Source organism: Streptomyces sp. Z423-1, from assembly GCF_013009255.1.
In the GTDB taxonomy this organism is placed as follows: Bacteria; Actinomycetota; Actinomycetes; order Streptomycetales; family Streptomycetaceae; genus Streptomyces; species Streptomyces gossypiisoli.
In genome coordinates this window covers 8,691,180-8,713,445 of the sequence record NZ_CP053109.1, presented here as the reverse complement: position 1 = coordinate 8,713,445, position 22,266 = coordinate 8,691,180, and the positions used below count along the sequence as shown (strand labels likewise).

Annotated in this window: 20 protein-coding genes and 3 pseudogenes; 10 read left to right on the top strand and 13 right to left on the bottom strand. The window is 69.9% G+C overall.

All coding sequences use genetic code 11. From position 1 onward, the window contains the following. Positions 1 to 20 precede the first annotated feature (20 nt). A complete protein-coding gene (locus tag HJD23_RS39745; RefSeq protein ID WP_171109239.1) occupies positions 21 to 1,559 on the top strand; it encodes an HAD-IA family hydrolase in 1,539 nt (512 codons plus the stop codon). 51 nt (positions 1,560 to 1,610) lie between these two features. Here HJD23_RS39745 and HJD23_RS39740 read toward each other — a convergent pair whose 3' ends face one another. Together HJD23_RS39740 and HJD23_RS39735 are read right to left on the bottom strand one after the other, a co-directional pair. Next, a complete protein-coding gene (locus tag HJD23_RS39740; protein ID WP_171109240.1) occupies positions 1,611 to 2,057 on the bottom strand; it encodes a DoxX family protein in 447 nt (148 codons plus the stop codon). Positions 2,058 to 2,218: 161 nt separating this feature from the next. Continuing rightward, entirely contained in the window at positions 2,219 to 3,358 is a 1,140-nt protein-coding gene (locus HJD23_RS39735) for an AI-2E family transporter (protein WP_171109241.1), read from the bottom strand. 400 nt (positions 3,359 to 3,758) lie between these two features. On the opposite strand from HJD23_RS39735, the pseudogene HJD23_RS39730 reads away from it, so the two are divergent. The 3 genes and pseudogenes from HJD23_RS39730 to HJD23_RS39720 form a co-directional block, all read left to right on the top strand. Next, a pseudogene (locus HJD23_RS39730) lies at positions 3,759 to 4,889 on the top strand (erythromycin esterase family protein); the annotation flags it as partial. An 80-nt stretch (positions 4,890 to 4,969) separates the two neighbouring features. Continuing rightward, positions 4,970 to 5,395, top strand: a complete 426-nt coding sequence (locus HJD23_RS39725; protein ID WP_171109243.1) for a CBS domain-containing protein — start codon at positions 4,970 to 4,972, stop codon at positions 5,393 to 5,395. Positions 5,396 to 5,433: 38 nt separating this feature from the next. Then, the gene (locus HJD23_RS39720) at positions 5,434 to 5,847 is read left to right on the top strand and encodes a DUF2267 domain-containing protein (protein ID WP_171109244.1); all 414 of its coding nucleotides are present in this window, start codon (positions 5,434 to 5,436) and stop codon (positions 5,845 to 5,847) included. A 125-nt stretch (positions 5,848 to 5,972) separates the two neighbouring features. On the opposite strand, the gene HJD23_RS39715 is transcribed toward HJD23_RS39720, so the two are convergent. Together HJD23_RS39715 and HJD23_RS39710 are read right to left on the bottom strand one after the other, a co-directional pair. Then, positions 5,973 to 6,677 (bottom strand): CBS domain-containing protein, encoded by a 705-nt coding sequence (locus HJD23_RS39715; protein WP_206326008.1) that lies wholly within the window; start codon positions 6,675 to 6,677, stop codon positions 5,973 to 5,975. A gap of 61 nt (positions 6,678 to 6,738) precedes the next feature. Then, a complete protein-coding gene (locus HJD23_RS39710) occupies positions 6,739 to 7,914 on the bottom strand; it encodes a hypothetical protein (protein WP_171109245.1) in 1,176 nt (391 codons plus the stop codon). Between the two features lie 420 nt (positions 7,915 to 8,334). Between HJD23_RS39710 and HJD23_RS39705 the strand changes: the two are divergent. After that, positions 8,335 to 8,517: pseudogene (locus HJD23_RS39705) on the top strand (CBS domain-containing protein); the annotation flags it as partial. Between the two features lie 193 nt (positions 8,518 to 8,710). Then, positions 8,711 to 9,493 (top strand): alpha/beta fold hydrolase, encoded by a 783-nt coding sequence (locus tag HJD23_RS39700; protein WP_206326009.1) that lies wholly within the window; start codon positions 8,711 to 8,713, stop codon positions 9,491 to 9,493. Between the two features lie 83 nt (positions 9,494 to 9,576). On the opposite strand, the gene HJD23_RS39695 is transcribed toward HJD23_RS39700, so the two are convergent. The 4 genes from HJD23_RS39695 to HJD23_RS39680 form a co-directional block, all read right to left on the bottom strand. Beyond that, a complete protein-coding gene (locus HJD23_RS39695; protein ID WP_171109247.1) occupies positions 9,577 to 10,239 on the bottom strand; it encodes a phosphoribosyltransferase in 663 nt (220 codons plus the stop codon). Positions 10,240 to 10,271: 32 nt separating this feature from the next. Then, positions 10,272 to 10,433: an alpha helical protein gene (locus HJD23_RS39690; RefSeq protein ID WP_171109248.1), complete on the bottom strand. Its 162-nt coding sequence runs from the start codon at positions 10,431 to 10,433 to the stop codon at positions 10,272 to 10,274. Beyond that, positions 10,430 to 11,758, bottom strand: a complete 1,329-nt coding sequence (locus HJD23_RS39685) for a zinc-dependent alcohol dehydrogenase (protein ID WP_171109249.1) — start codon at positions 11,756 to 11,758, stop codon at positions 10,430 to 10,432. The genes HJD23_RS39690 and HJD23_RS39685 overlap by 4 nt, the downstream gene beginning before the upstream one ends. A 132-nt stretch (positions 11,759 to 11,890) precedes the next feature. Beyond that, positions 11,891 to 12,295 (bottom strand): ChaB family protein, encoded by a 405-nt coding sequence (locus HJD23_RS39680; RefSeq protein WP_171109250.1) that lies wholly within the window; start codon positions 12,293 to 12,295, stop codon positions 11,891 to 11,893. A gap of 111 nt (positions 12,296 to 12,406) precedes the next feature. Between HJD23_RS39680 and HJD23_RS44475 the strand changes: the two genes are divergently transcribed. Further along, positions 12,407 to 12,610, top strand: a complete 204-nt coding sequence (locus HJD23_RS44475; RefSeq protein WP_232108369.1) for a hypothetical protein — start codon at positions 12,407 to 12,409, stop codon at positions 12,608 to 12,610. A 191-nt stretch (positions 12,611 to 12,801) separates the two neighbouring features. On the opposite strand, the pseudogene HJD23_RS44470 reads toward HJD23_RS44475, so the two are convergent. The 5 genes and pseudogenes from HJD23_RS44470 to HJD23_RS39655 form a co-directional block, all read right to left on the bottom strand. Then, positions 12,802 to 13,023: pseudogene (locus tag HJD23_RS44470) on the bottom strand (DUF2267 domain-containing protein); the annotation flags it as partial. A 14-nt stretch (positions 13,024 to 13,037) separates the two neighbouring features. Continuing rightward, positions 13,038 to 14,369: an erythromycin esterase family protein gene (locus HJD23_RS39670; RefSeq protein ID WP_240980924.1), complete on the bottom strand. Its 1,332-nt coding sequence runs from the start codon at positions 14,367 to 14,369 to the stop codon at positions 13,038 to 13,040. A 145-nt stretch (positions 14,370 to 14,514) separates the two neighbouring features. Beyond that, complete coding sequence (locus tag HJD23_RS39665) at positions 14,515 to 15,186, bottom strand: hypothetical protein (protein ID WP_171109252.1); 672 nt, start codon at positions 15,184 to 15,186, stop codon at positions 14,515 to 14,517. Between the two features lie 125 nt (positions 15,187 to 15,311). Further along, positions 15,312 to 16,706 (bottom strand): hypothetical protein, encoded by a 1,395-nt coding sequence (locus tag HJD23_RS39660; RefSeq protein WP_180687635.1) that lies wholly within the window; start codon positions 16,704 to 16,706, stop codon positions 15,312 to 15,314. Continuing rightward, on the bottom strand, positions 16,703 to 17,485 hold the full coding sequence (locus tag HJD23_RS39655) for an alpha/beta hydrolase (RefSeq protein WP_171109253.1): 783 nt from the start codon (positions 17,483 to 17,485) through the stop codon (positions 16,703 to 16,705). Before HJD23_RS39655 ends, HJD23_RS39660 begins: the two co-directional genes overlap by 4 nt. A gap of 268 nt (positions 17,486 to 17,753) precedes the next feature. Between HJD23_RS39655 and katG the strand changes: the two genes are divergently transcribed. The 3 genes from katG to HJD23_RS39640 all read left to right on the top strand — a co-directional run bounded on the left by katG (position 17,754) and on the right by HJD23_RS39640 (position 22,236). Beyond that, positions 17,754 to 19,943 (top strand): catalase/peroxidase HPI, encoded by a 2,190-nt coding sequence (katG, locus tag HJD23_RS39650; RefSeq protein ID WP_171109254.1) that lies wholly within the window; start codon positions 17,754 to 17,756, stop codon positions 19,941 to 19,943. Positions 19,944 to 20,161: 218 nt separating this feature from the next. Next, positions 20,162 to 20,623: a DUF485 domain-containing protein gene (locus HJD23_RS39645; protein ID WP_171109255.1), complete on the top strand. Its 462-nt coding sequence runs from the start codon at positions 20,162 to 20,164 to the stop codon at positions 20,621 to 20,623. Further along, positions 20,620 to 22,236: a cation acetate symporter gene (locus HJD23_RS39640; RefSeq protein WP_171109256.1), complete on the top strand. Its 1,617-nt coding sequence runs from the start codon at positions 20,620 to 20,622 to the stop codon at positions 22,234 to 22,236. Before HJD23_RS39645 ends, HJD23_RS39640 begins: the two co-directional genes overlap by 4 nt. Positions 22,237 to 22,266 lie beyond the last annotated feature (30 nt).

Sequence of the window (22,266 nt, the reverse complement as noted above, 5' to 3'; positions counted from 1 at the left end):
CGACCGAAAGAGAACCACACGTGACCCCCCACCCCCGACTCCCCCTCCAGGCCGTCCTGTTCGACATGGACGGCACGCTCGTCGACACCGAGCGGCTGTGGTGGGAGGCGGTGGAACACGTCGCCGGGCGGCCGTTGACCGACGCGGACCAACCCGAGGTGCTGGGCCGGCCCGTCGAGCACACGGCCGCATGGCTGGCCGACGCGACCGGCCGGCCCGTCACCGACCTGTCCGCCGCACTGCACCGACAGTTCGCCGAGCGCGTCCGCACCGGCATCGTGCCCCGCCCCGGCGCCCTCGACCTGCTGGACGCGCTCGCGCGCGACGGCGTTCCGACCGCGCTGGTCACCGCCTCCCCGCGGGACGTCGCCGGCACCGTCTTGGACGTACTCGGCGCCGACCGGTTCGCGGTCGCCATCACCGCGGACGACACCACCGCCGGCAAACCCGCTCCCGAGCCCTACCTCGCGGCCTGCCACGCCCTCGGCGCGGAACCCGCCGCCTGCGTCGCCGTCGAAGACACCCACACGGGCGTGACCTCCGCCGAAGCAGCCGGGTGCGCGGTTCTGGCCGTGCCGTCGCTGGCGCCGATCACACCGGCACCCGGGCGAACCGTACGGGCCAGCCTCGTCGGCGTGACAACGATGGAACTGAACGCGATGGTGGCGCGTGAGTCGAATGCGGTGGCTCTGCCCGGGCTCGGAGCGACCGCCGCGCACGCGCCGAGCCCGCCCGACGGACCCCGGCTGCGTGTCATGAGCCTCAACCTGTGGCTCGGCGGCTCGAAGGTCGACGGCCATCGCGCCAAGCAGATCAAGGCCGTCCTGGACACCGGTGTGGACGTCGTCGGTCTCCAGGAGACCAACGGCACCGCGGCCCGGGAACTGGCCGAGGCCCTCGGCTGGCACCACCACACCGCCGGCAGCAACCTCGGCATCATCAGCCGCCATCCCATCACCGCCCGCCACGGCGACCCCGACGTCGGCTTCTACGGAGCGGCCGGCGCACGGATCCGCATCGGCCCCGGCCGGGAGGTCGACGTATGGACGGTCCACCTGCACTACACGCCGTACGGGCCGTACGAGGCCGCCTTCGACGGACTGGGCGCCGCCGAGTTGATCGCCCACGAGGAGGTCCGGCACGCCCAGATGCATGACACGCTGCACTGGATCGCACAGGCGAGCGACGACGGCGTACCGGTGGTGCTGGTCGGCGACTTCAACTGCCCCTCGCACCTCGACTGGCCCGACGTCGACTGGCCGGTCACGCGCGCAGCCGAGGAAGCGGGCCTGCGCGACTCCTATCGCGAGGCCCACCCCGACCCGGTCACCGCGCCGGGCCACACCTGGTCGCCGGTGCACGTCCTGCACGACGGCGGCAACGGCCGGCCCGAACCGCAGGACCGGATCGACTACATCCTCCACCGCAGTCTGCGGGTACTCGACTCGCGGACGTACGTGGCCGGTACACCACGGGCCTGGCCCGACGTGGCCGGCAACGACTGGCCGTCCGACCACGCCGCGGTCATCACCACGTTCGCCCTGCCCCACGCGGAATGAACGGCGGGGTCCGACGAGGAACCCCCGTTCGCGTCCGGAGCGGGCACCGTCTCACGCGGCCGGACCGGACAACCGGACATCTTCCGTGGCGGTACGGTCCCGACGGGCCGACCCTGTCACGGACAGGGCGCCCGGCCCGAAGAAGACCAGCAGCAGAAAGCCCCAGCAGAACAGCGCGGGCGACAGGCCACCGTTCTGCAGAGGGAACAGCCCGTCCTTCTGGTGCTCGGTGAAGTAGGCGAACGCCATGATCCCCGAGCTGACGAACGCGGCGCTGCGCGTCCCCACCCCGAACAGGACGAGAACACCGCACACCAACTCGATCACTCCCGCATACCAGAACGGCCAGTCACCCACCGGGCTGGCCTTCCGGCCCAGAACACCGAAGAGGGTGGCAGCCCCCTCGCTGGTGAACAGCAGGCCGAGAACGATGCGGAACGCGCCGAGGACGACAGGCTGGTAGCCGGTCAGTCGGTCGCTCAGTTGTGCGGTGCTCATCGGTGAGTACTCCTCGAACCAGTACGTGCGCCGCCGAGCGACGCAGGCGAGGCGGGACCAGCCCCTCCACCACTGACTACGTTTGCGCCAACCGGATGACTCACCGCAGCACCCAGCCCCTTGCTTCGCGGGCTGAGCGGCGTGGCCGAGGGGCGAGCCCGTCAGGAGACGAGCGGTGCCGTCGCGGGCTCCGGGGCGGTCCCAGGACCGGGGCCCGGCTCCCCTTCCGGATCCCGCGGCGGCTCGGAGAGCTGCTCGCGCACATAGTTCCAGACCACGGCGATCAGTGCGGCGGCCGGTACGGCGAGCAGGCTGCCCACGATGCCCGCCAGGCTGCCGCCCAGAGTCACCGCCAGCAGGACGACCGCGGCGTGCAGGCCGAGTCCTCGGCTCTGGATCATGGGTTGGAAGACATTGCCCTCCAGCTGCTGGACCACGACGATGACGGCCAGCACGATCAGGGCGTCCGTCAGCCCGTTCGACACCAGCGCGATGAGCACGGCGACGAAGCCAGCGAACAGGGCGCCGATGATCGGCACGAACGCGCACACGAAGGTGAGCACGGCCAGCGGGAGAACGAGCGGGACGTGCAAGATCCACAGTCCGACACCGATGAGGACGGCGTCCAGCAGACCGACCGCGGCCTGGGAGCGTACGAAGGCCCCGAGGGTGTCCCAGCCACGCTCGGCCACGGCCGGGACGTCGACGGCGAGGCGCCCGGGCAGCTGGCGCGCGAGCCACGGCAGGAACCGCGGCCCGTCCTTGAGGAAGAAGAACATCAGGAAGAGGGCGAGGACGGCCGTCACCACTCCGTTGACCACGGTGCCCACGCCCGTGGCGAGGGTGGTGAGCATGCTGCCGACGCTGTTCTGGAGGCGGTCGGTGGCGGTGTCCAGGGCGGTGGTGATCTGGTCGTCGCCGACGTTCAGTGGCGGGCCCGCGGCCCACTCTCGTACGCGCTGGATGCCTTCGACCACTCCGTCGGTCAGTTCGCCGGACTGAGAGGCCACCGGGACGGCGATGAGTGCCACGGCACCGGCGGCGACCGCGAGGAACAGCACGGTCACCACCGAAGCGGCAAGGGCGGGCGGCCATCCGTGACGGCGCAGGAACCGGGCGCAGGGCCAGGTCAGTGTGGTGAGGAGCAAGCCGATGACAAGGGGCCAGACGACCGACCACATCCGGCCGAGGAGCCAGAGCACCACCGCAGCCCCCACGAGGACCAGCAGCAGCTCCGTCGACATGCGCGCCGAGGCACGGAGTGCGGCACGAGTTCTCGCAGGGCTCAAAGAGGCAGACATGCGATCACCCTATGCGCCGCCGCTGCCCGGCCGTCCCCGCGGCCCGGCAGTCGTCTGCGCGGAGACCTTCCTCCGGGCCGGCAGGCCGACAGGCCCCGAACAGAAGGGACTTGACGACCCACGCCGGGGCCCTTCGAGCCCTGTGCGGAGGCGCCGGTGGAGTATCGGTGGGGCGGCCTCGGGACGGGCCGCCCGACACAGCGCATCGACTTCGATGGAGCGCCCTGGGACCGCATGCACCCCGTGACAAGGGGAACTCGCCCGTTGCCCTCCCTGCAGACCAGTCGTGAAGTCTGATGGTGGTGCGTGCATCACTCATCTACGCCGGGAGCACAACCATGACCGTTCCGGCTAAAGCCCCTGTCGCCCGCGATGAGCCGCGGCTCATCAGAAGGGCTTCTCCTTCGTCGCGGTGGAGGGCGACTGGCCGGACTGCCTGGCCGTGCACTGCTCGGTGTCCACGGCCCCCGGCGCGCCCGAGGATCCGCGTGAGGTGCTGGAGGACTTCATCCGCTGGCCGCGGTGGATGTGGGCGAACACCGACGTCGCCGCTTTCACCCGGTGGCTGCGCAAGCACAACGCCGGCCGACCTCGCGCAAAGCGCGTCGGCTTCTACGGCTTGGACGTCTACAGCCTCTGGGAGTCCCTGCACGCCGTTCTCGAGCATCTGCGCGCCCACGACCCGGACGAGGTGACAGCCGCGTTGGAGGCCTATCGGTGCTTCGAGCCGTACGCCGAGGACCCGCAGGAGTTCGCCCGGGCCACCCGGCTCATCCCTTCCGGCTGCGAACCAGAGGTTCTGTCCCTGCTCGTCCAGCTGCGCCGCAGCGCCGGCGAGGCGGGTGTGCCGGAGAGTCTGTCGGAGTTCGCGGCCCGGCAGAACGCCGAGGTGCTGGCCGCAGCAGAGGCGTACTACCGGGCGATGGTGCGCGGCGGCCCGAAGTCGTGGAACATCCGCGACCGGCACATGGCCGATACCCTCGACCGGCTCATGGCCCACCACGGCCCCGGTGCGAGGGCGGTGGTGTGGGAGCACAACACGCACATCGGAGACGCCCGGGCCACCGACATGGCCGACGCGGGCATGGTCAACGTCGGCCAGCTCGTCCGGGAGCGCAATCCGGCCGGTGACGTGGTGCTGGTCGGCTTCGGCTCGTACGAGGGCACGGTGATGGCCGCGGACTTCTGGGGCGCCCGCCCCCGCGTCATGCGGGTTCCGCCGACCCGTCCGGGCAGTCTGGAGCATCGGTTGCACCAGGCCCTGCCGCAGCTCCCCGAGGCGCTGTTCGTCTTCCCGGCCTCGGCCCCCGACGCAAACGGCGGCTCCCGGTGGTTCGAGCAGGAGAGCGACCACCGCGCGATCGGCGTCGTCCACCGCCCGTCCCGGGAACGCCGGGGCACCTACGTGCCCACCCGTCTCGGCGACCGCTACGACGCGTTCTGCTACCTGGACCGCACCACGGCCCTGACCCCACTGCATCCCGAGCCGCCCGCCGAGGGCGAGGAGGAGACCTGGCCGACTGGCATGTGACGGCCGCGCGGCCCACTGCCGGACACATCACGCTGCCGGGCACCCCCGCGCGGCAGTAGGACAACTCTGGAGGACCTGCCATGGCACAGACAGTGCACGACGTCATGACCGCCCCGCCGGTCGAGGTCAGCCCCCACGCCTACGTGCCCGATGTGGCCCGCCGCATGCGGGACGAGGACATCGGCGCGGTCGTGATCACGGAGGACGGCCACCCGCGCGGCCTGGTCACCGACCGCGACCTGACCGTGCGGATCCTTGCCGAGGGCGGTGACGTCAACGGCAGGCGTGTGCAGGAGGCGTGCAGCACGGAACTCGTAACGGTGACCGCTGACGACCCGATCGACCGCGCCGTGCAGCTCATGCGCGAGAAGTCGGTACGCCGGCTGCCAGTGGTCGACCCCGAGCGCGACTGCGTGGTCGGCATCGTCTCCCTGGGCGACCTCGCAGTCGAACGCGATCCCGAATCGGCGCTGGGATCCATCAGCGCCGCAGAACCCAACACCTGACCGCCCACCCGGAGCGGAGACCGGAACGGAGAACGGGCATGCAACACGACACCTTCATCGCCCAGGTCCAGACACGGGCCCATCTCGACAGCCGCGGCGCCGCCGAGGCCGCCACCCGGGCCACCCTGGAGACGCTGGCCGAACGCATCCCTTCGTCCCTGGCGGACAACCTCGCCGCCCAGCTGCCGCGGGAGATCGGCGAGCACCTGCGCCGCGTTGCCACCGCGCCGGACCAGCCGGACACCGGAATCCGGATGAGTTACGGCGACTTCCTGGACCGCGTCGCCCAGCGTGCGGGCGAGGACAAGGCCAAGGCCACGTACGAGGCCCGTACCGTCATGGAGGTCGTCGGCGAGGCCACCCAGGGCAAGGTGACCGACAAGGTGCGCCAGGCTCTGGACGACGACCTCGCCCACGTCCTCTTCTCGGGCAGCACCGGCAGTATCAGCTGACGGAGGCCCGTATGGACAACGACCGGCGCAAGAACGCCTATCTGCAGCAGTCCGGCCGCAAGGACGTCACCCCGCGGCAACGGCGGCGTCTGAAGAAGAAGGCCGGGCAGGGCAAGGAATAGCCACTACGCCTCGGCCTGCTCCTGCGGTACGGCGCGTTCGACGTCCGCACGTTCCAGCAGTCCCAGCAGCCGCCCTTCCGGATCGGTCACCGGTATGGCCTGCGTGCCGGTGTGGTTCATGCGCTCCAGCAACGGCCCGAGCTGCTGGTCGGCGCGTACGGTCGTCGGCCCGGCACGCATCGCCTTCCCGGCGGTGCCCTCGGTCGGGGAGGCCGCGTCCTCGTGCGGGAGCAGGCCGAGGACGACCTGTTCGGCGTCGACCACCACGCACCAGCGGCGGGCCGTCTCGTCCAGCATCGCCAGCACCTCGTGCAGTGGCTGGTCGCCGGTACAGGTCAGGACGTTGCGGTCGGCCACATCACCGGCCAGCCGCACCTCGGACAGCTGCCCCTCGAAGGGCAGGCCGGCGGCGAGCCAGTCGGCCTTGCCGAGGACGTAGTCGTAGACCTGCGTAAAGCCCAACTGCTCCAGCCGTGCGGCGGCCCGCGGGCTGAGGTCGCACAGCTGGTCGGCGCAGTACACGATCACCGGCCGGGAGGTGTCCAGCTGTTTCGGCGCCTGCTCGTCCACCTGGTGCAGCCCCATCTGCACCGCTCCTGGCAGGTGGGCCTGTTCGTAGGTCTTGCGGGGCAGCACCTCGACCAGCTGGGCCATCTCCTGCTCGGCGAGGCGGAACACCTCCTGCCGGTCGAAGAGTCGTGCCGCCAAGTAGCAGTCGGAGGCGGCTCCGCCGGATGACGGACCAGCCTTGCCGTGCCCTCTTCGGCCACTACAGCGCCGTCACGTCTGCCACGTCCTGGTAGCGCAGCAGCACGCCCACCCCATCGGTCAGGGGCGTCTCGCCGGGAAGCAGGACGATCAGTTCGGCCCCCGTCCGCAGGGCGGCGTGCAGCAGGACCGCCTCGGCGGGTTCCTCTCGCACGCCGCTCGCCCCGAAAGCCTCCAGCTCCGGCGCCGACAGGGCGATCTGGTCGGGATCCGTGGCCGCGAAGAGGTTCTCGCGGAGCCGCACGGGAGGGGTGAACAGGACGGCCTGGGCCTGGCCGCGCTGCAGAGCGGCCACGACGGCCGGGATGCCCTCCGACAGCGCGGGATGCCGGGCGCGCTGCGCGTAGAAGGCGTCCACTTGACGCCGGTCCGCCATGCTCAGCCGGCCGTCCAGGACGGCGGCGACCTGCTTCTCGATGAGGGCGGTGCCGGTGTCGCCGTCGAGCGCGGTGTCCGGCTGCTCCTCCACGACGGACGTGCAGTCCTGCAGGTGGCGGGGCAGGCGGTTGACCAGAACGCCGGACAGCCACGCCTCACCGGTGTCCCGGCGCAGCACGATGCGCTCCGCGTGATGCCGGTCCGCCAGATCCGCGATTTCCTGAGCAAGGCTGCGGGCGGCGTGCTGCCACCCCTCCGCCGGCACGCGGAGCCGCGTAGGCCGTCCCCGCGTCACCGTGCTGATTGGCCATCGCCCGGCCTCGTAGGCGATCAGGACATGGTCTTCCGGGCCCTGCTCGCGCTCCTCGTCGGCGGCGAGTTCACCGGTATCCGGCTCACCGGTGTCGAGGAACCCGCCGTCGCGGGTGAGGGCGATCGCCACGTACGGGATGTCCGGCGCGTGCTGTATGGCGAGCGGCAGGGCGTTGGGCAGGCGGCCGAACCAAGCCGCATCACGCACAGGCGGCTCGGGCAGCTCCCCGACCAGGACGACGTGGCCGTCCGTGGCGAAGAGGGCTTGGCCGTGCCGGCCGGGAAGGTCCTGGTCGGTGCCGATGACAGATTCCAGGGCGGAGACGGTGGCGGGGTCGGCGCCCTGGGCGCGCAGAGCGTCGCGCTGGTGCGGCCAGCGCAGCTCGATCGCTTTGTCGGGGTCGTCGATGTCCCGGGAGGTGTCCAGGTAGACACTTCCCCAGGGTCCGGGCTCCTTGGTCAGGGGATCCAGAAACGACAGCTTCATCGCGGCACCGCCAGGGGGTTCACCGGCCGGTTTTCTCTGATCCCCCCGAGGTACCCCGCCCCGGTGCCGCCGACACGGGCTGGCACCACGCGGCTCGCCGCACTGGTCGATGACCAGTTGTCGGCAGGGCGGGAGCCCTCCATGGGGACCGCTCGTCATGCCTGCCAGGTCCCTTCGGTGATCGAGGGCGGGTCGACTCCGGATGCCGGTCTCTGCGGCCATCCGTGGGGAAGTCCCGTCGCCTGACGGTCTCTCCGCGACGCGCCGGGTACAGCGAGGAAGCGGGGAAAAGAAAGCAGCTGCCGTCACGTAATCCGCCCCTTCCGTCGAATCGGCGGCCGCACATGCACGGAGGACTCCCATGGCTCAACAGGTACGCGAGATCATGACCACCGACCTGGTCGTTGAAGGAGACCAGTCCCCGACGACGACGTCGAACAGGCGGTGCGGCTGATGCGGGAACGGGCCGTGCGCCGCCTGCCCGTGGTGGAGGGCGGCCGCCCCGTGGGCATCGTCTCGCTGGGTGACCTGGCCGTGGAACGGGATCCGGACTCAGCCCTCGGCAACATCAGCGCCGCCGGCCCCAACGATCAGGACGCGTAGACGCACCCGCATGTGCGGGGACGATTGCCATCGGTGCTGGACGGCGGAAAGGATGAGGCCCGGTGGGCCAGCGGTTGAAGGTCACACGCAGCCTGTGCGACATCGATGCCACGGTGGCGATGGTGCGGGCAGTGAGCCGTGGTCATGCGGCTGGACACGTCTCATCGGGCCACCCCACCCGGCCGGGGACAGCATGACCGACAGCGGTGGCCCGCCCTTCCCCGAGCGGACCATGACGACGTATCACGACGGCGTGCTGGGACGGATGCGCAGCCGGTCCGTCGGTCAACCACGCCCCGGCGTGCCGGAAGTCGTCCTGGTTCAGGGCATGGCGGTGTCCGACTACCTCCTGCCCGGGCTTGGCGCGTTCGGCCAGTGGACCCGGGCCCACCTGGTCGAGCTGCCGGGATTCGCCGGCAGCGGGGATCCGCCGCACGAGCTGGATGTGCCGGAGTTCGGTCGCTGCGTCGCCGACTGGCTGTCCGCGCGGGAACTCGGGCCCGTCGTCCTGGTCGGCCACTCCAGCGGAACGCAGGTCGCCGCCCGGGCCGCCCTGTGGCACCGTGACGTAGTCGCCGTGGTGCTGGCCAGTCCGACCGTCGACCCGGTGGCACGCGGATGGGTGCGGCTGCTGATCCGCTGGCGGCTGGACTCACGGCGCGAGCCAGGAGGACTGAGCGAGTCGCACCGCCCGGAGTGGCGCCGGGCGGGGCTGCGCCGACTGCTCCACACGGCGCACGTTCACCTGAAGGACGCGCTGGAGGACGCGGTCGCCCAGCTCGACGTCCCGCTGCTGGTCATCCGCGGGCGCGACGACCGTATCGGCACGGCCCGCTGGGCCCACCACTTGTCCCAACTGGTGCCGGACGGCGCGTGCATCGAGGTACCAGGCGCACACACCTTCCCCTGGCTCGACCCTCAGGCATGGTCCGACCCGGTGCGGCGACTCGCGGCCCGAGTCGGGCCGCCCCATTGAATGTCATACGGTCACAAGGTCGTGCAGCAGCCCTGAGGGTCCTTTCCTGCTCTGCTCGATCCGCCGGTCGGTTTCGGAACCGATCAGCTCCTGCCTGCCGACGCACTGTGTTCGTGCAGTGCCTGCATGACCTGCGCGTCGCTCACCTGGTCGAAGTCGTCGTACCACTGTCCGACTGCGCGGAAGTCGGGGGGCTGGTGCAGACAGACGATGTCGTCGGCCTCCGAGCGCATCTCTGCGGCGGTGTCGGGAGCGCAGACGGGGACGGCGAGGATCAGCCGGGCCGGGCCCTGGCGACGCAGGTGGCGCAGGGCGGCGCGTGCGGTGGCGCCGGTGGCGAGCCCGTCGTCGATGAGGATCACGGCCCGGTCCTTGATCTCGGGCTTGGAACGGTCACCTCGGTACCGAAGCTCCCGGCGGTGCAGTTCGGTCCGCTCGCGGGCCACATCCGGGGCGAGCCGGTCCTCGCTCAGGCCGAGCATCTCCAGCGAACGCTGGTCGAACAGCGGCGGATCATCCCCCACGATCGCACCGACGCCGGTCTCCGGATGACCCGGTACGCCGATCTTCCGCGCGACCAGTACGTCCAGCGGCGCCTTGAGGGCGCTGGCCACCTCGGCCGCCACCGGCACGCCGCCTCGCGGCAGCGCCAGTACGACTGGGTTGACGAGGTCCCCGTCGGCTGCCCACTCCATCAGCCGGACCGCGAGTTCCTGGCCGGCATGGCGGCGGTCGTGGAATCGCATGATCTGGATACCTGTCTTCCTTGCAGGGAACGTCAGGACTTTGTGTCCGGCTCGTTGCGGCGTGTCTCGAACTGTTTGTGGCCGTTGGGGCAGGACGGGATCTTGTCGCCCTGCTTCACGTGGACCTTCTCGCTGCAGCTGGCGCAGTAGAAGTCTCCTGTCTTCTGCGCCTTCTCACCGGCCTTGGCTGTCATTGCCCGCTGACCTCCGCGTTCGTCGCCTCTTCTGCCGATGGTCCCGGTGATCCCGCGGTGGTGGCCGCGCCGGTACCGGCGGCTTCGCCCAGACCCGGGGCGACCGATCCCTCGTCCGCCACTCCGAGGACCACCTTCGTCCAGCCCGCCTCCCGCCGGTCGAAGCGGCGGTACGCCTCGACGGCGTTCTGCGCGTCACCCCAGCGCGTGACCAGGGGCGTGGGATCCAGGCGCCCGGCCCCGACCAGTGAAACGAGAGTCGGCACATAGCGGCGGTGGTTGCAGTTGCCGGACTTCAGGGTGAGGTTCTTCATGAAGGCCTCACCGAACGGATAGTGCTGCACCTGCGGCGGATAGACGCCGACCGTGCCGATGGTGCCTGCCTTGGCCACCATCTGTACCGACCACCGAGCGGCCAGCGACGGCGCGTCACCCGGCACCCACGTGTCGCCGTCCGGGTTCTGCTCGGGGGCCGCCTCCTTGAGCTCGTGGTCGAACTGCTCGGCCTGCTCCCGCAGTGCCTCGGCGGCGGGGCCGCGCTGTGGCCGCTGGGCGTCCACGCCCACGGCCTCGATCACGCGGTCGACACCGATCCCGCCGGTCAGCTCGCGCACCGCCTCGACCGGATCCTCGGCGTTGAAGTCGACGGTCTCGGCGTGCTGGCTGCGGGCCACATCCAGCCGGTCGGCCACGCCGTCGACGACGATGATCCGCCCAGCGCCCTGGAGTCGGGCACAGGCGATGGCCGCCTGTCCCACCGGGCCGGCGCCCACGACGGTGACGGTGTCGCCCTCGCCGATCTCGGCCAGCCGGGCGCCGAACCAGGCGGTGGGGTAGATGTCCGACAGCAGGATCGCCTGAGCGTCATCGACGGTGTCCGGCAGCGGTACGAGACCAACGTGCGCGAAGGGAACGCGCGCGTACTCCGCCTGCAGGCCGTCCAAGCCGCCCGCCGCCTCCGGTCCGCCGAAGAACGTGGTGCCCGCCTGCGGGCCACCGGGGTTGGCGTTGTCGCACTGCGCGTAATACCCCGCACGGCAGTAGCTGCACGTCCCGCACGCCACCGTCGACGGCACCACCACCCGGTCACCGGGCCGGAAGTTGCGCACACCCGAACCAACTTCTTCCACCACCCCGACGGCCTCGTGGCCGAGGATCCGGCCCTCCTGCAGGCCCGGCATGGTGCCGCGGACGAAATGCAGGTCGGTGCCGCAGATGGCCGAAGTGGTGATACGCACGATCGCGTCGTACGGATCCTTGATCGTCGGTTCCGGCACGTCGTCCAGCCGTATGTCCCCCAGTCCGTGCCACACCACGGCCTTCATGCGGATGCTCCCTCCATGGGTATCCGGCGAAGAACTCCCGTTCGGCGGGATCAGTGATCAGGTCCCGGGATCGCTGGTTTTCGGGGCGGCGGGACAGGCGCACACGGCAAGCCCGTCACTACCCACGTCAGGTCAGCCTGAACGGGCTGAGCGCGTCTTCGAGCGGTTGGCCTTGCGGATCGCGTCGAGCAGCTCGGACTTCGACATCCGTGACCGTCCGTCGATACCCAGCCGCTGAGCGACACCGTAGAGATGCTCTTTCGAGGCACTTTCGTCGACGCCCTCACCGCTGCGGCCGCCCCGCTGCCTGGGCTGCGCCGACTGCGGGTCCGAAGGCCCTTTGCGACCTCCCTCCTTGCGCTCCCAGTGATCACCGACCTTCTCGTACGTGTGCTTCAGCGCGCCGTACGCCACCCGGTGCGCCCGCTCACCTTCGCCGTACTGCTCGACGGCCGAGTCGTGCGCCTTGATCCACGTGCGCTGGGCGTCCTTCGAGGATCGCTCCAAGGTCGACGGCATTTCCTGGCGTCCGGGCATGTCACTCGCCTCCTCGGGTGTGGCCACCCGAGCGACCGGGTTCCCGTCGCAGAGCCGTGGTAACGGCGGCGACATCCGAGGCTTCCGCCATGACACGCCCGCCAGTCACCCGTGGACGGGATGCTGCGGGCACTCGACGGCCTGCTCATCGTCGGCGGCCAGGATCACCAGGTACTCAAGCCCTGCGCGTCGTGCCGGGAGCGACGAACCTGTTCGAAGAGCCGGGTGCTCCTGGAACAGGTCGTTGAGACGGCCCGGCAGTGGTGCGATGACCGCCTGCGGTCCGTTCCGGTGGCGGCGCGGGAGGAAGAGTGATCGCCGCGGCTGGGTCCGGACCAGACCGGGGCAAGCCCGCTCGGGACGGGCGGGCTCGCCGTACGTGCACGACGTGCTCTTCGTCGGTGTCCTGCGGCAGCGTCACCCGGTAGTCGAACCGGCCGGTACGCCGGGTGCGGCATCAGCCGACCGCGATCCATACTCCAGGCGTGGTGGGAGGTGTTCAGCCCGGCGAGGTCCGGCTTGCCGAACTGAGTGGCGAACCCGGAGGGGAGCTGGGTAAGGAGCTGGTTGAGTTCTCCGCCGGAGACGGTCTCGGCGAGGGTGGACAGCACCGCGCCGGCGTCCCACTCGGCGGTGCGGGGGCGGGCCCCGGTGCGCTCGGCGACGCGGGTGAGGAACTCTTCGACGCCATTCAGCCGCGCCGCCCGGCGATCGGCGTCTTCTCCAACGCCGTCACCGAGTGTCACACGCCGACGGGCCAGGTCTGCTCCTCCGCGCTCTCGGCCGCCATCGGGTGCAGTAGGGTGAGGGCGCGCGTGCGGTCGAGGTAGCAAAAGGCGTCGTACCGCTCGGCCAGGACGGTCGGAACGTAATTGCCCACCCGCTCATACTCCGGCCGGTAGACCACGCCGATGGCGCGGTGACCGCGCTCTTGGTGGAACCACTCGCGTCGGCCGGATGAGGGGGGCCGCTGGAACTGGACGTGGGGGAAGACGAACAGGGCCCGCTCGTCGGGCAACGCCCGGTGCAGCAGGTCCTCCATGCTGCCGGTGCGGGCGGGCGGCACGTCCATGATCCTCGGTACGTCGCCCCAGGCGTCCGCAGCGACCACGGTGCCGGAGTACGAACCGAAGCCGACCAGCACCACGCCCTTGCCCACGTGCCGTTCGCGCACCAGCTGGCCGATGTTGACCTCGCCGACGTCGGCCATGTCCGTGGCGCGGGCGTCGCCGACGTGAGTGTTGTGCGCCCACACCACCGCCTTGGCGTCCGGACCGTAGTGCTCCATGAGACGGTCCAGCGTGTCGGCCATGTGACGGTCACGGATGTTCCACGACTCCGGTCCGCTGTTCAGCATGGCCCGGTAGTAGCGATCGGCTCCGGCCAGTACCTCGGCGTTCTGCCGCGCGGCGAAGTCCGCGAGCGAGCCGTCCAGGGCGGCCGCCTCCGCCGCCCGCCGGCGCAGCTCGGTGAGCAGGCTGATCACCTGCGGCTCACAGCCCTCGGGCAGGTAGCGGGTGGCCAGCGCGTACGCCTGCGGATCCTCCGCGTACGGCTCGAAGCAGCGGTACGTCTCCAGGGCGTGCTCGACCCGGTCGGGGTCGTGCTCGCGCAGATGGTCGAGCACCGCGTGCAGGGACTCCCACAGGCTGTAGACATCGAGGCCGAAGAAGCCGACGCGCCGCTCGGGCGGCAGCTGCTCGTTGTGACGGCGCAGCCACCGGGTGAAGGCGGCCACGTCGGTGTTGGCCCACATCCATGTCGGCCAGCGACGGAAGCCCGCCAGTACTCCCTGGGGGTCCTCGGGCGCGTCCGGCGCTGCGACAGCCGAGCAGTGCACGGCCTGGCAGTCCGGCCAGTCGCCCTCCACCGCGACGAAGCAGAAGCCCTTCTCCTCGATGAGCCGACGTGTCAGCACGTCACGGACCTGGTAGTAGTCGGCAGTGCCGTGGGACGCCTCGCCCAGCAGCACATAGCGGGCGTCGCCGATACGGTCCATCAGCGGATCCAGTGACGTCTGGTCCGTCAGGGGCAGCGCAGCCGTCCGGATACGGTCCTGATCGGTGTCGGGCACGGCATGCTTCCCTTCCTCATCATGTGCCGCATCGGGTTTCCCGCCGTGCGACACCGGAAAACTGTGGGCGAAGGGCTGGGCAGCGGCACCCGTCGGCCCGGAGCTGACTTGCGTGGCCGTGCCGCGAAGCCGCGTTATGAAACGGTCATGCGCCTGCCCCGGCCAGCTCCTGCATCTCCTGGTAGCCCTCCTTGTCGTGCCGGATCTGGACCAGCGCGTCGATCAGTCGTACGAACTCCCGGTCGTCGCGCACGAGTCGGCGCAAGGACTTCGCGTCGTGGCCCAGGGCAAGCCGATCGGCCGCGTCCAGTGCCTTCTTGTCCGCGAAGGGGAGCAGTTCCTGCCAAATCAGCTGGGCCTCCCGGCAGAAGGCGTCGACGACGTCGTCGTCCACGTTGGCGAAACGGCGGAGGAATTCGCGCTCCCGGTCCGGGTCGCGCTCGGCGTCCTCTCGCAGTTCTGACAGGTCGCCGCCGTGGTCCTCCTGCAGGTGGAGCGCGGCATCGGTCATCGCGGTACTGATCCGCTTCCTGTCGCCCTCCGGATACCCGGCGTCGGCGAGGACCTGCTCGATCTGCTCACGGCCCGCCTGCAGCACCTGCCCGGCCGTCGACCACCTGCGTCCGCGCAGGGTCGTGAACGTGTCGACGGCCACCTCGGGATCGACTCCGGCGTCCGTCAGCGCCGCCAGCTGGAAGAGCTGATACAGCGCGTGCGGGTAGTTCTTCATGTGGATCTCGGCCTGTTCAGCGAGGCTACTGCGTCCGTACCGCTCCAGCAGCGCCTCGACGACCCTTTCCTTCTCCGCCCGGGCCATGGTCCTCACCTCCCGACGGTGACCGTGCCTTTGCCGGGTTCCCCGTTTGGGACTCGCACAATGGTGCCCGCAGGGTGCGGAGCACAACTCGGGCATGCACAGGACTGCGCACCGGCCTGACCGTCTCACTCCCCCGGTTGCCAGACGACCTCGTCTCGGGAGGAAAGCACCGTTGCCGCGCGGGTCGCGTCCAGTGGCAGTGGCAGCGGATAGCGGGTGCGGATCTTGCTCAGTTCCCGGTGCGAGCGGACGAAGCCGGCGAAGTCTCGGGGGTAGGCGGACGCGTCCACGCCGGTGAGAACGCCGATTTTGCGGGCGCGGGCGGCGGTGCGCCGCCAGTCGTGCGCGCCGGCCAGGCCGATGGAGTCGGTGCCGTGATTGAACAGCAGGATGCGGATCTCGTCGTAGGGATCGCAGGTGTCCAGGTATGACTCCAGGGCTGCGCGGGAGGCTTGCGTGCCGAAGACGGACCAGTACGGCACCGAGCCGGTGCGCAGCGTCCACCAGGGTTCAAGGAGAAGGAACGACTCGACCAGGAGCCGGTCGGTGGGCAGGTCACGGTCGGCGTACCAGGAGCGGCAGAGATCGGCGACGGCGGGGCTGAGGCGCTCTGGGGTGTCGAAGCGCAGCAGGCGGGTTGGGATCCGGTGCCGGTCGGCGAAGGCGTGGATGTCGTCGAGCAGCGCGGGGTCCAGGCCCCATTCCGCCTCTGGGCTGTCCCCGTCGGCGGGGGGCGGGTCCCAGCGGCGGGTGGGGGCGCGGTAGCGGGCGAGCAGGTCGGCCACGCGGGGACCACCGTGGTGGTACTCCTCGGGTGTGGCGTCGCCGAGGGCGCCGAACTGGAAGACGTACCGGTCGTCGATCCGGGTGGTGGGCCAGCGGAGTGTGCAGTCGGCGCCGACGAGCAGGCCGCCGGGGGCCAGGTGGTCACGGATGAACTGGCGGTAGGCGAGCGGGAGCCTTCGCCATTTGATCCGGAAGTACGTCATCCCGGCGATCATGAGGCGGTCCTGGTTGGGATCGTGCATGTGATGCAGGACGAGGTCCGGGTTGGCGGCGAGCAGTGCCCTGCCGGACGCGCGTACGGCCGCCAGGTCGCCGCGTGGATCGTCCGGGGCGACGCCCCGGCGGCGGACGGGCAGCAGCAGTGTCTGCGGCAGCCAGGCCGCATCGAGGGCGGCGGCCAGATGGACCAGGGCCCCGTTGGCAGATCCAACGAAGATCACGGGATAGCGGCGGCGCGGATAGTGCCCGGTCACCCAGGTGGCCAGTGCTTCCGAACGCACCTCACCGAGGCGGTGCTGGGCGATGGCCTCCGCCCAGCCGCTTGCCGCGTAGACCCGTTCCCGGGCCGCGATCGGCAACCGGTTCACCGCGCCCAGCAGGCCGGACAACGGCACCTCGAAGGCGGCCGGGACCTGACCGATGGCGGGGACGTCCCGGCCCGCCAGAAACCGCGACAGGGCGCGCAGCATGCCGGTGGCCGAGTCGAAGGAAGCAACCGCCTTGGACGCCTTCACCGCGCTGATCCCCCCTCATCCAGCAGGCCGGTCCTGGCGCCAGGGCCTTCTGGAACGAGAAAGTCGCTCACGAGCCCGGCCAGCGCGTGCGCCTGCCGATAGGGAACCATGTGCCCGGACTGCTCCATCACGGCCAGCCGCCCCGCGGGCAACAGCCTCGTCACCTCCTCCGCCCACTGCTGAGAAACCATCCGATCCTGCGCCCCTCGGACCACCAGCGCCGGCACGGCCACATGCGGCAGCTTGTCCTCGATACGGTCGCGCAGTGACTCGGCGAACGCGCTGACAACGCGGCGTCCGCCCGCGTCACGGTAATCGGCGAGGTTCAGAGCGGCCATGGAAAGCCGTTCATGGGGCGCATTGCGCAACCAGCGCAGCAACTGCCGGAAGAAGCCACGGGCTGCCGGGTCGACAACCGGTCCCACCAGCACCAGGCCGGTAATCCGGCAGGGGTGCCGTACGACGGCATCGACGACCACCTGACAGCCGAACGACCCGCCGAGAAGCACCACCTCCTGATTCAGGCCGACGGCGGCCAGCCACTCCACGAGCGCGTCGGCCAGCGCCCGCAACCCGAGATCCCCGGGCCCCTCGCTCGCCCCGAAACCGGGAAGGTCGACGGCCCACGCCTCATGACGAGGGCCGAGAGCTTCCAGGAACGGCAGGAACTCCCGGCTGGAGACTCCCGCACCATGAACGCACACCACCGGCGGCCTTGGTCCGGATACCCGCCAGGCCACCATCGGCCGGCCACTCACCGTCACCGTGATCCGCTGCATGATCCAGCTCTACCCCGCAACCGGCAGCCACCATCACCACCGCGCCGTCGCCGAGCACGCACCCCAGCAGCATCCCAAAGCCCAATGACTCCGGCCCTCGAAGTCGACACGGGAGCAGAAAAGCAGCCTCTTCTCGCCCGTTTGTTATGCGGGGGCGTTCTGCGTGTTTCATAGCAGTGCCGTCTCCGGTGCGCGACCATACGGACGCCGACACATCACAATCATCGGCACTGTGCGTGGAAACACCGAGACGGAAAGAAGGACGGACGTGTCCGGCAGCGAAAGCGAGAACCCAGTAATCCCCTCCCCGACCCCCACGCCGACTCGGCCCAAGACAAACCGGGACTGGTGGCCGAATCAGCTGGACCTTCAGATTCTCCACCAGCACTCGTCCCGCTCCAATCCGATGGACGAGGACTTCAACTACGCGAGAGAGTTCGCGACCCTCGACCTCGACGCGCTGAAGCGGGACGTCTTCGAGGTGATGACGACGTCACAGGACTGGTGGCCTGCCGACTACGGCCACTACGGGCCTCTCTTCATCCGGATGAGTTGGCACGCCGCGGGTACGTACCGTGTCGCCGATGGACGAGGCGGTGGCGGCGCCGGCGCTCAGCGCTTTGCCCCCCTCAACAGTTGGCCGGACAACGCGAGCCTCGACAAGGCGCGCCGTTTGCTCTGGCCGGTCAAGCAGAAGTACGGGCAGAAAATCTCCTGGGCCGACCTTCTGGTCTTCGCCGGCAACTGTGCCATGGAATCGATGGGGTTCAAGACGTTCGGGTTCGGCTTCGGTCGAGAGGACATCTGGGAACCCGAGGAAATCTTCTGGGGGCCCGAGGACACCTGGCTCGGAGATGAGCGCTACAGCGGTGACAGGGAACTCGCCACTCCCTTCGGTGCCGTGCAGATGGGACTGATCTACGTCAATCCGGAGGGGCCCAACGGCAATCCGGATCCGCTGGCCGCCGCCCGGGACATTCGCGAGACGTTCGGGCGCATGGCGATGAACGACGAGGAGACGGTCGCGCTCATCGTGGGCGGCCACACGTTCGGCAAGTGTCACGGCGCGGTCGATCCCTCGTACATCGGCCCGGAACCAGAGGCCGCCCCCATCGAGCAGCAAGGCCTCGGTTGGCGGAACACGTACGGCACCGGCAAGGGCGCCGACGCGCTCACCAGTGGGCTCGAGGGCGCATGGACCCCCGAGCCGACCAGGTGGGACAACGGGTACCTGGACACCCTGTTCCGGTACGACTGGGAGCTGACGACGAGCCCCGCCGGTGCCAAGCAGTGGACTCCCACGGACCCCTCGGCCAAGGACACCGTGCCCGACGCTCATGATCCGTCGAAGAGGCACGCCCCCATGATGCTGACGACGGACCTCGCGCTGAAGCTGGATCCGGTCTACGGCCCGATTGCGAAGAGCTTCCACGAGAACCCGGACAGGCTCGCAGACGCGTTCGCCAAGGCGTGGTACAAGCTGTTGCACCGCGACATGGGGCCCGTCACGCGCTACCTCGGCCCGTGGGTGCCCGAGCCGCAGCTGTGGCAAGATCCCGTCCCCGGCGTCGATCACGAACTGGTCGCGGATGAGGACATCGCTGCCCTCAAGAGCCGGATCGTCGCCTCCGGACTGACCATCTCCCAGCTGGTCACCACCGCCTGGGCGGCGGCGGCGAGCTTCCGCGGCACCGACAAGCGCGGCGGGGCCAACGGGGCACGGATCCGGCTCGCCCCGCAGAGGGACTGGGAGGTCAACCGCCTGCCCGAGGTGGCCGAGGCGCTGCAGAAGCTGGAGCAGATCCAGCAGGACTTCAACCTCTCACATGCCGGCGGAACGCAGGTCTCGCTCGCCGACCTGATCGTCCTGGGCGGGTGCGCGGCCGTCGAGCAAGCCGCGAAGAACGCCGGGCACGACATCACGGTCCCGTTCGCACCGGGTCGCACGGACGCCACGCAGGAACAGACCGACGTGGAGTCGTTCGCCGTGCTGGAACCCAGGGCCGACGGGTTCCGCAACTACCTCCGGGCGGGAGAGAAGTTGTCGCCGGAGACCCTCCTGCTGGACCGCGCCAACCTGTTGACGCTGACCGCTCCCGAGATGACGGTGCTGATCGGCGGCATGCGGGTCCTGAACGCCGGCTTCAAGCGATCCCCGCATGGCGTCTTCACGCACCGGCCCGAGACATTGACCAACGACTTCTTCGTCAACCTGCTCGACATGGGCACGGAGTGGAAGGCATCGGCTTCGGAGGAGAACGTATACGAAGGCCGGGATCGCACCACGGGCGAGCCCAAGTGGACCGCCACCGCGGTCGACCTCATCTTCGGTTCGCACTCCCAGCTCCGAGCCGTCTCGGAGGTCTACGCGTCCCAGGACGCGGGAGGAAAGTTCGTGCGTGACTTCGTGGCCGCGTGGGACAAGGTGATGAACCTCGATCGGTTCGACCTCTCCTGAACCCGATGTCCCGGTCGGGGCGGTGACACGGATCGCTCAGAGCTCCCGCAGCGCGGGCCCGACGTCGATCTGTGCCGGGGGGGGGCCGCATCCGCATCGACCCCGAAACGTGATCCACCGCCTACTTACAGACATGCCGACCAGTCGGTACGGTGCGCCGCTGAGCCATTTCTCCCCGTTCACCTCCACGGATCCGAGCCGTAGTGAAAGGCCAGGCGATGACGTACCCCGACGAGAACCGATATCCGCCATCAGCGTCACCGGGATGGCCCCTGCCGCCGCACACCGATCGCCCGTCGTACGGGTACGACGTCCCCCGGTACGACCCGTACGGGCGAGCCCCTTGGGACGAGCCGTATACGCAGGAGACTCATCGGCACAGCACCGACCTCTCCGCCCTCCGCTCGGCCTACCGCCTGCTCCGCCGAACCTCCACGCTCACGGCGCTCGGTTCCTTCCTGGTGTATGTCGTTCTGTCCTGCGGCGCCCCGGGCCTGATGGGGTCCAAGATCGCCGGAGAGCTGAGCCTGGGCATGGCCCTGGGGATCCTCCAACTCGTCGTCACCTTCGCGGCGGTCTTCTGGTACGGACGCAGCGCACAACGGTTGGTGGATCCGTTGGCCCTCGCCGTCAGGGAGCAGGCGGTCACCGCCGGCAGAAACACCGGGGTGGCGAGATGAACGACTTCACCTCCGGGACGCAGGCCACCGTCCTTCTCCTGTTCACCGTGCTGGTCACCCTCACGCTGCTCATGTGCGTGATGGCGGGACCGGACCGAGACGACCTGACGGAGTTCTACACCGGCTACCGCTCGCTCACCCCGTTCAAGAACGGCCTGGCCATCGCGGGCGACTACATCTCCGCGGCCACGGTGCTGAGCACCACCGGCATCATCGCGCTCACCGGATACGACGGCTATGTCCTCGCGGTCAGCACCGCCTTGTCCCTGGTGCTGCTGATGTTCCTGCTGGCCGAACCCTTGCGCAACGCCGGCCAGTTCACCATGGGTGACGTCCTGGCCCGCAACATGCCCGGGCGGGCCGTGCGTGTCGCCGCCTGCGTGGTGACGCTTTCGGCGACCGTGCCCTTCCTGATCGTCCAGCTCTCCGGGGCCGGGTCGCTGCTCACCTTCATCCTGGATCTCCCGCACGTGGCGGGCGCCAGGACGGGCAGCATCGTCATGGTCGGCAGCCTGATGATCATTTACGCGGCGCTCGGCGGTATCAGGGGCACGGCGCTCGTCCAGATGGTCAAGATCGTATTCCTGCTCGCCACCAGCGCTGTCGTCGCCGCCCTGGTGCTGAACCGTTTCGACTGGAGCCTGGGCGACGTGCTCAGGGCCGCCCAGCAGGGCAGCGGCGCGGGCCCCGCCTTCCTCCAGCAGGGCCTTCTGCTGGGCACCTCGGCCGGTGAGCGGCTGGACTTCATCGGGTTCCAGATCACCGTGGTTCTCGGCGTGGCCTGCCTGCCCCACATCACGATGCGTCTGTACTCCGCGCAGGACGTGCCGGCCGTGCGTCGCTCCATGTCGTGGGCGGTCGGCACGGTCACCACGTTCTGCCTGCTCGTGATCATCATGGGTACGGGCGCGGCGGCGCTCGTGGGATCGCAGTCCATCACCGCGGCCGACCCGCACGGCAGGACGTCGGTGCTCATGCTGTCGCAGATACTCGGCGGAGCACCCGGCTCCACCAGCACGACGATTCTCTACTCGGCCGTGGCAGGCATGGTGTTCCTCACCCTGCTGTCGTCGGTCGCGGGGATGACCCTGGCCGCGGCCTCGTCGCTCGCCCACGACCTGTTCGCCCATGTGGCACGGCGGGGGCAGGCGGAGCCGCGTACGGAGATGACGGTGGCGGTGTGGACGAGTGTGGCTGTGGGAACCGTCGCCATCGGGCTCGCCACCCTGGTCCAGGGCTGGGACGTCGGCGTGCTGACCACTCTGGCCATCTGCATCGGGGCATCGGCGGTGGCACCCGCGCTCACCTACTCCCTGTTCTGGCGGGGATTCACGCGCACCGGCCTGCTCGCCACCCTCTACGGCGGCGCGGCCTGCGCGCTGGTGCTGCTGGTCTTCTCCAAGGCCGTTTCGGGGACGCCGTCCGCCGTCTTCCCGGACGCCGACTTCGCCCTGTTCCCGATGCAGTCCACCGGACTGGTCTCCGTCCCGTTCGGTTACCTGGCGGGCTGGCTGGGCAGCCGTCTGGACCACCGGCGCCGCGCCGCCGAGAGCCTCGAGAACCGGCGGCTGTACGAGGAGAGCGAGGCACGGCTGCTCGCCGCAGCCGAATGACCACGGCGGCGCGGGCGGGCTACGCAAGCG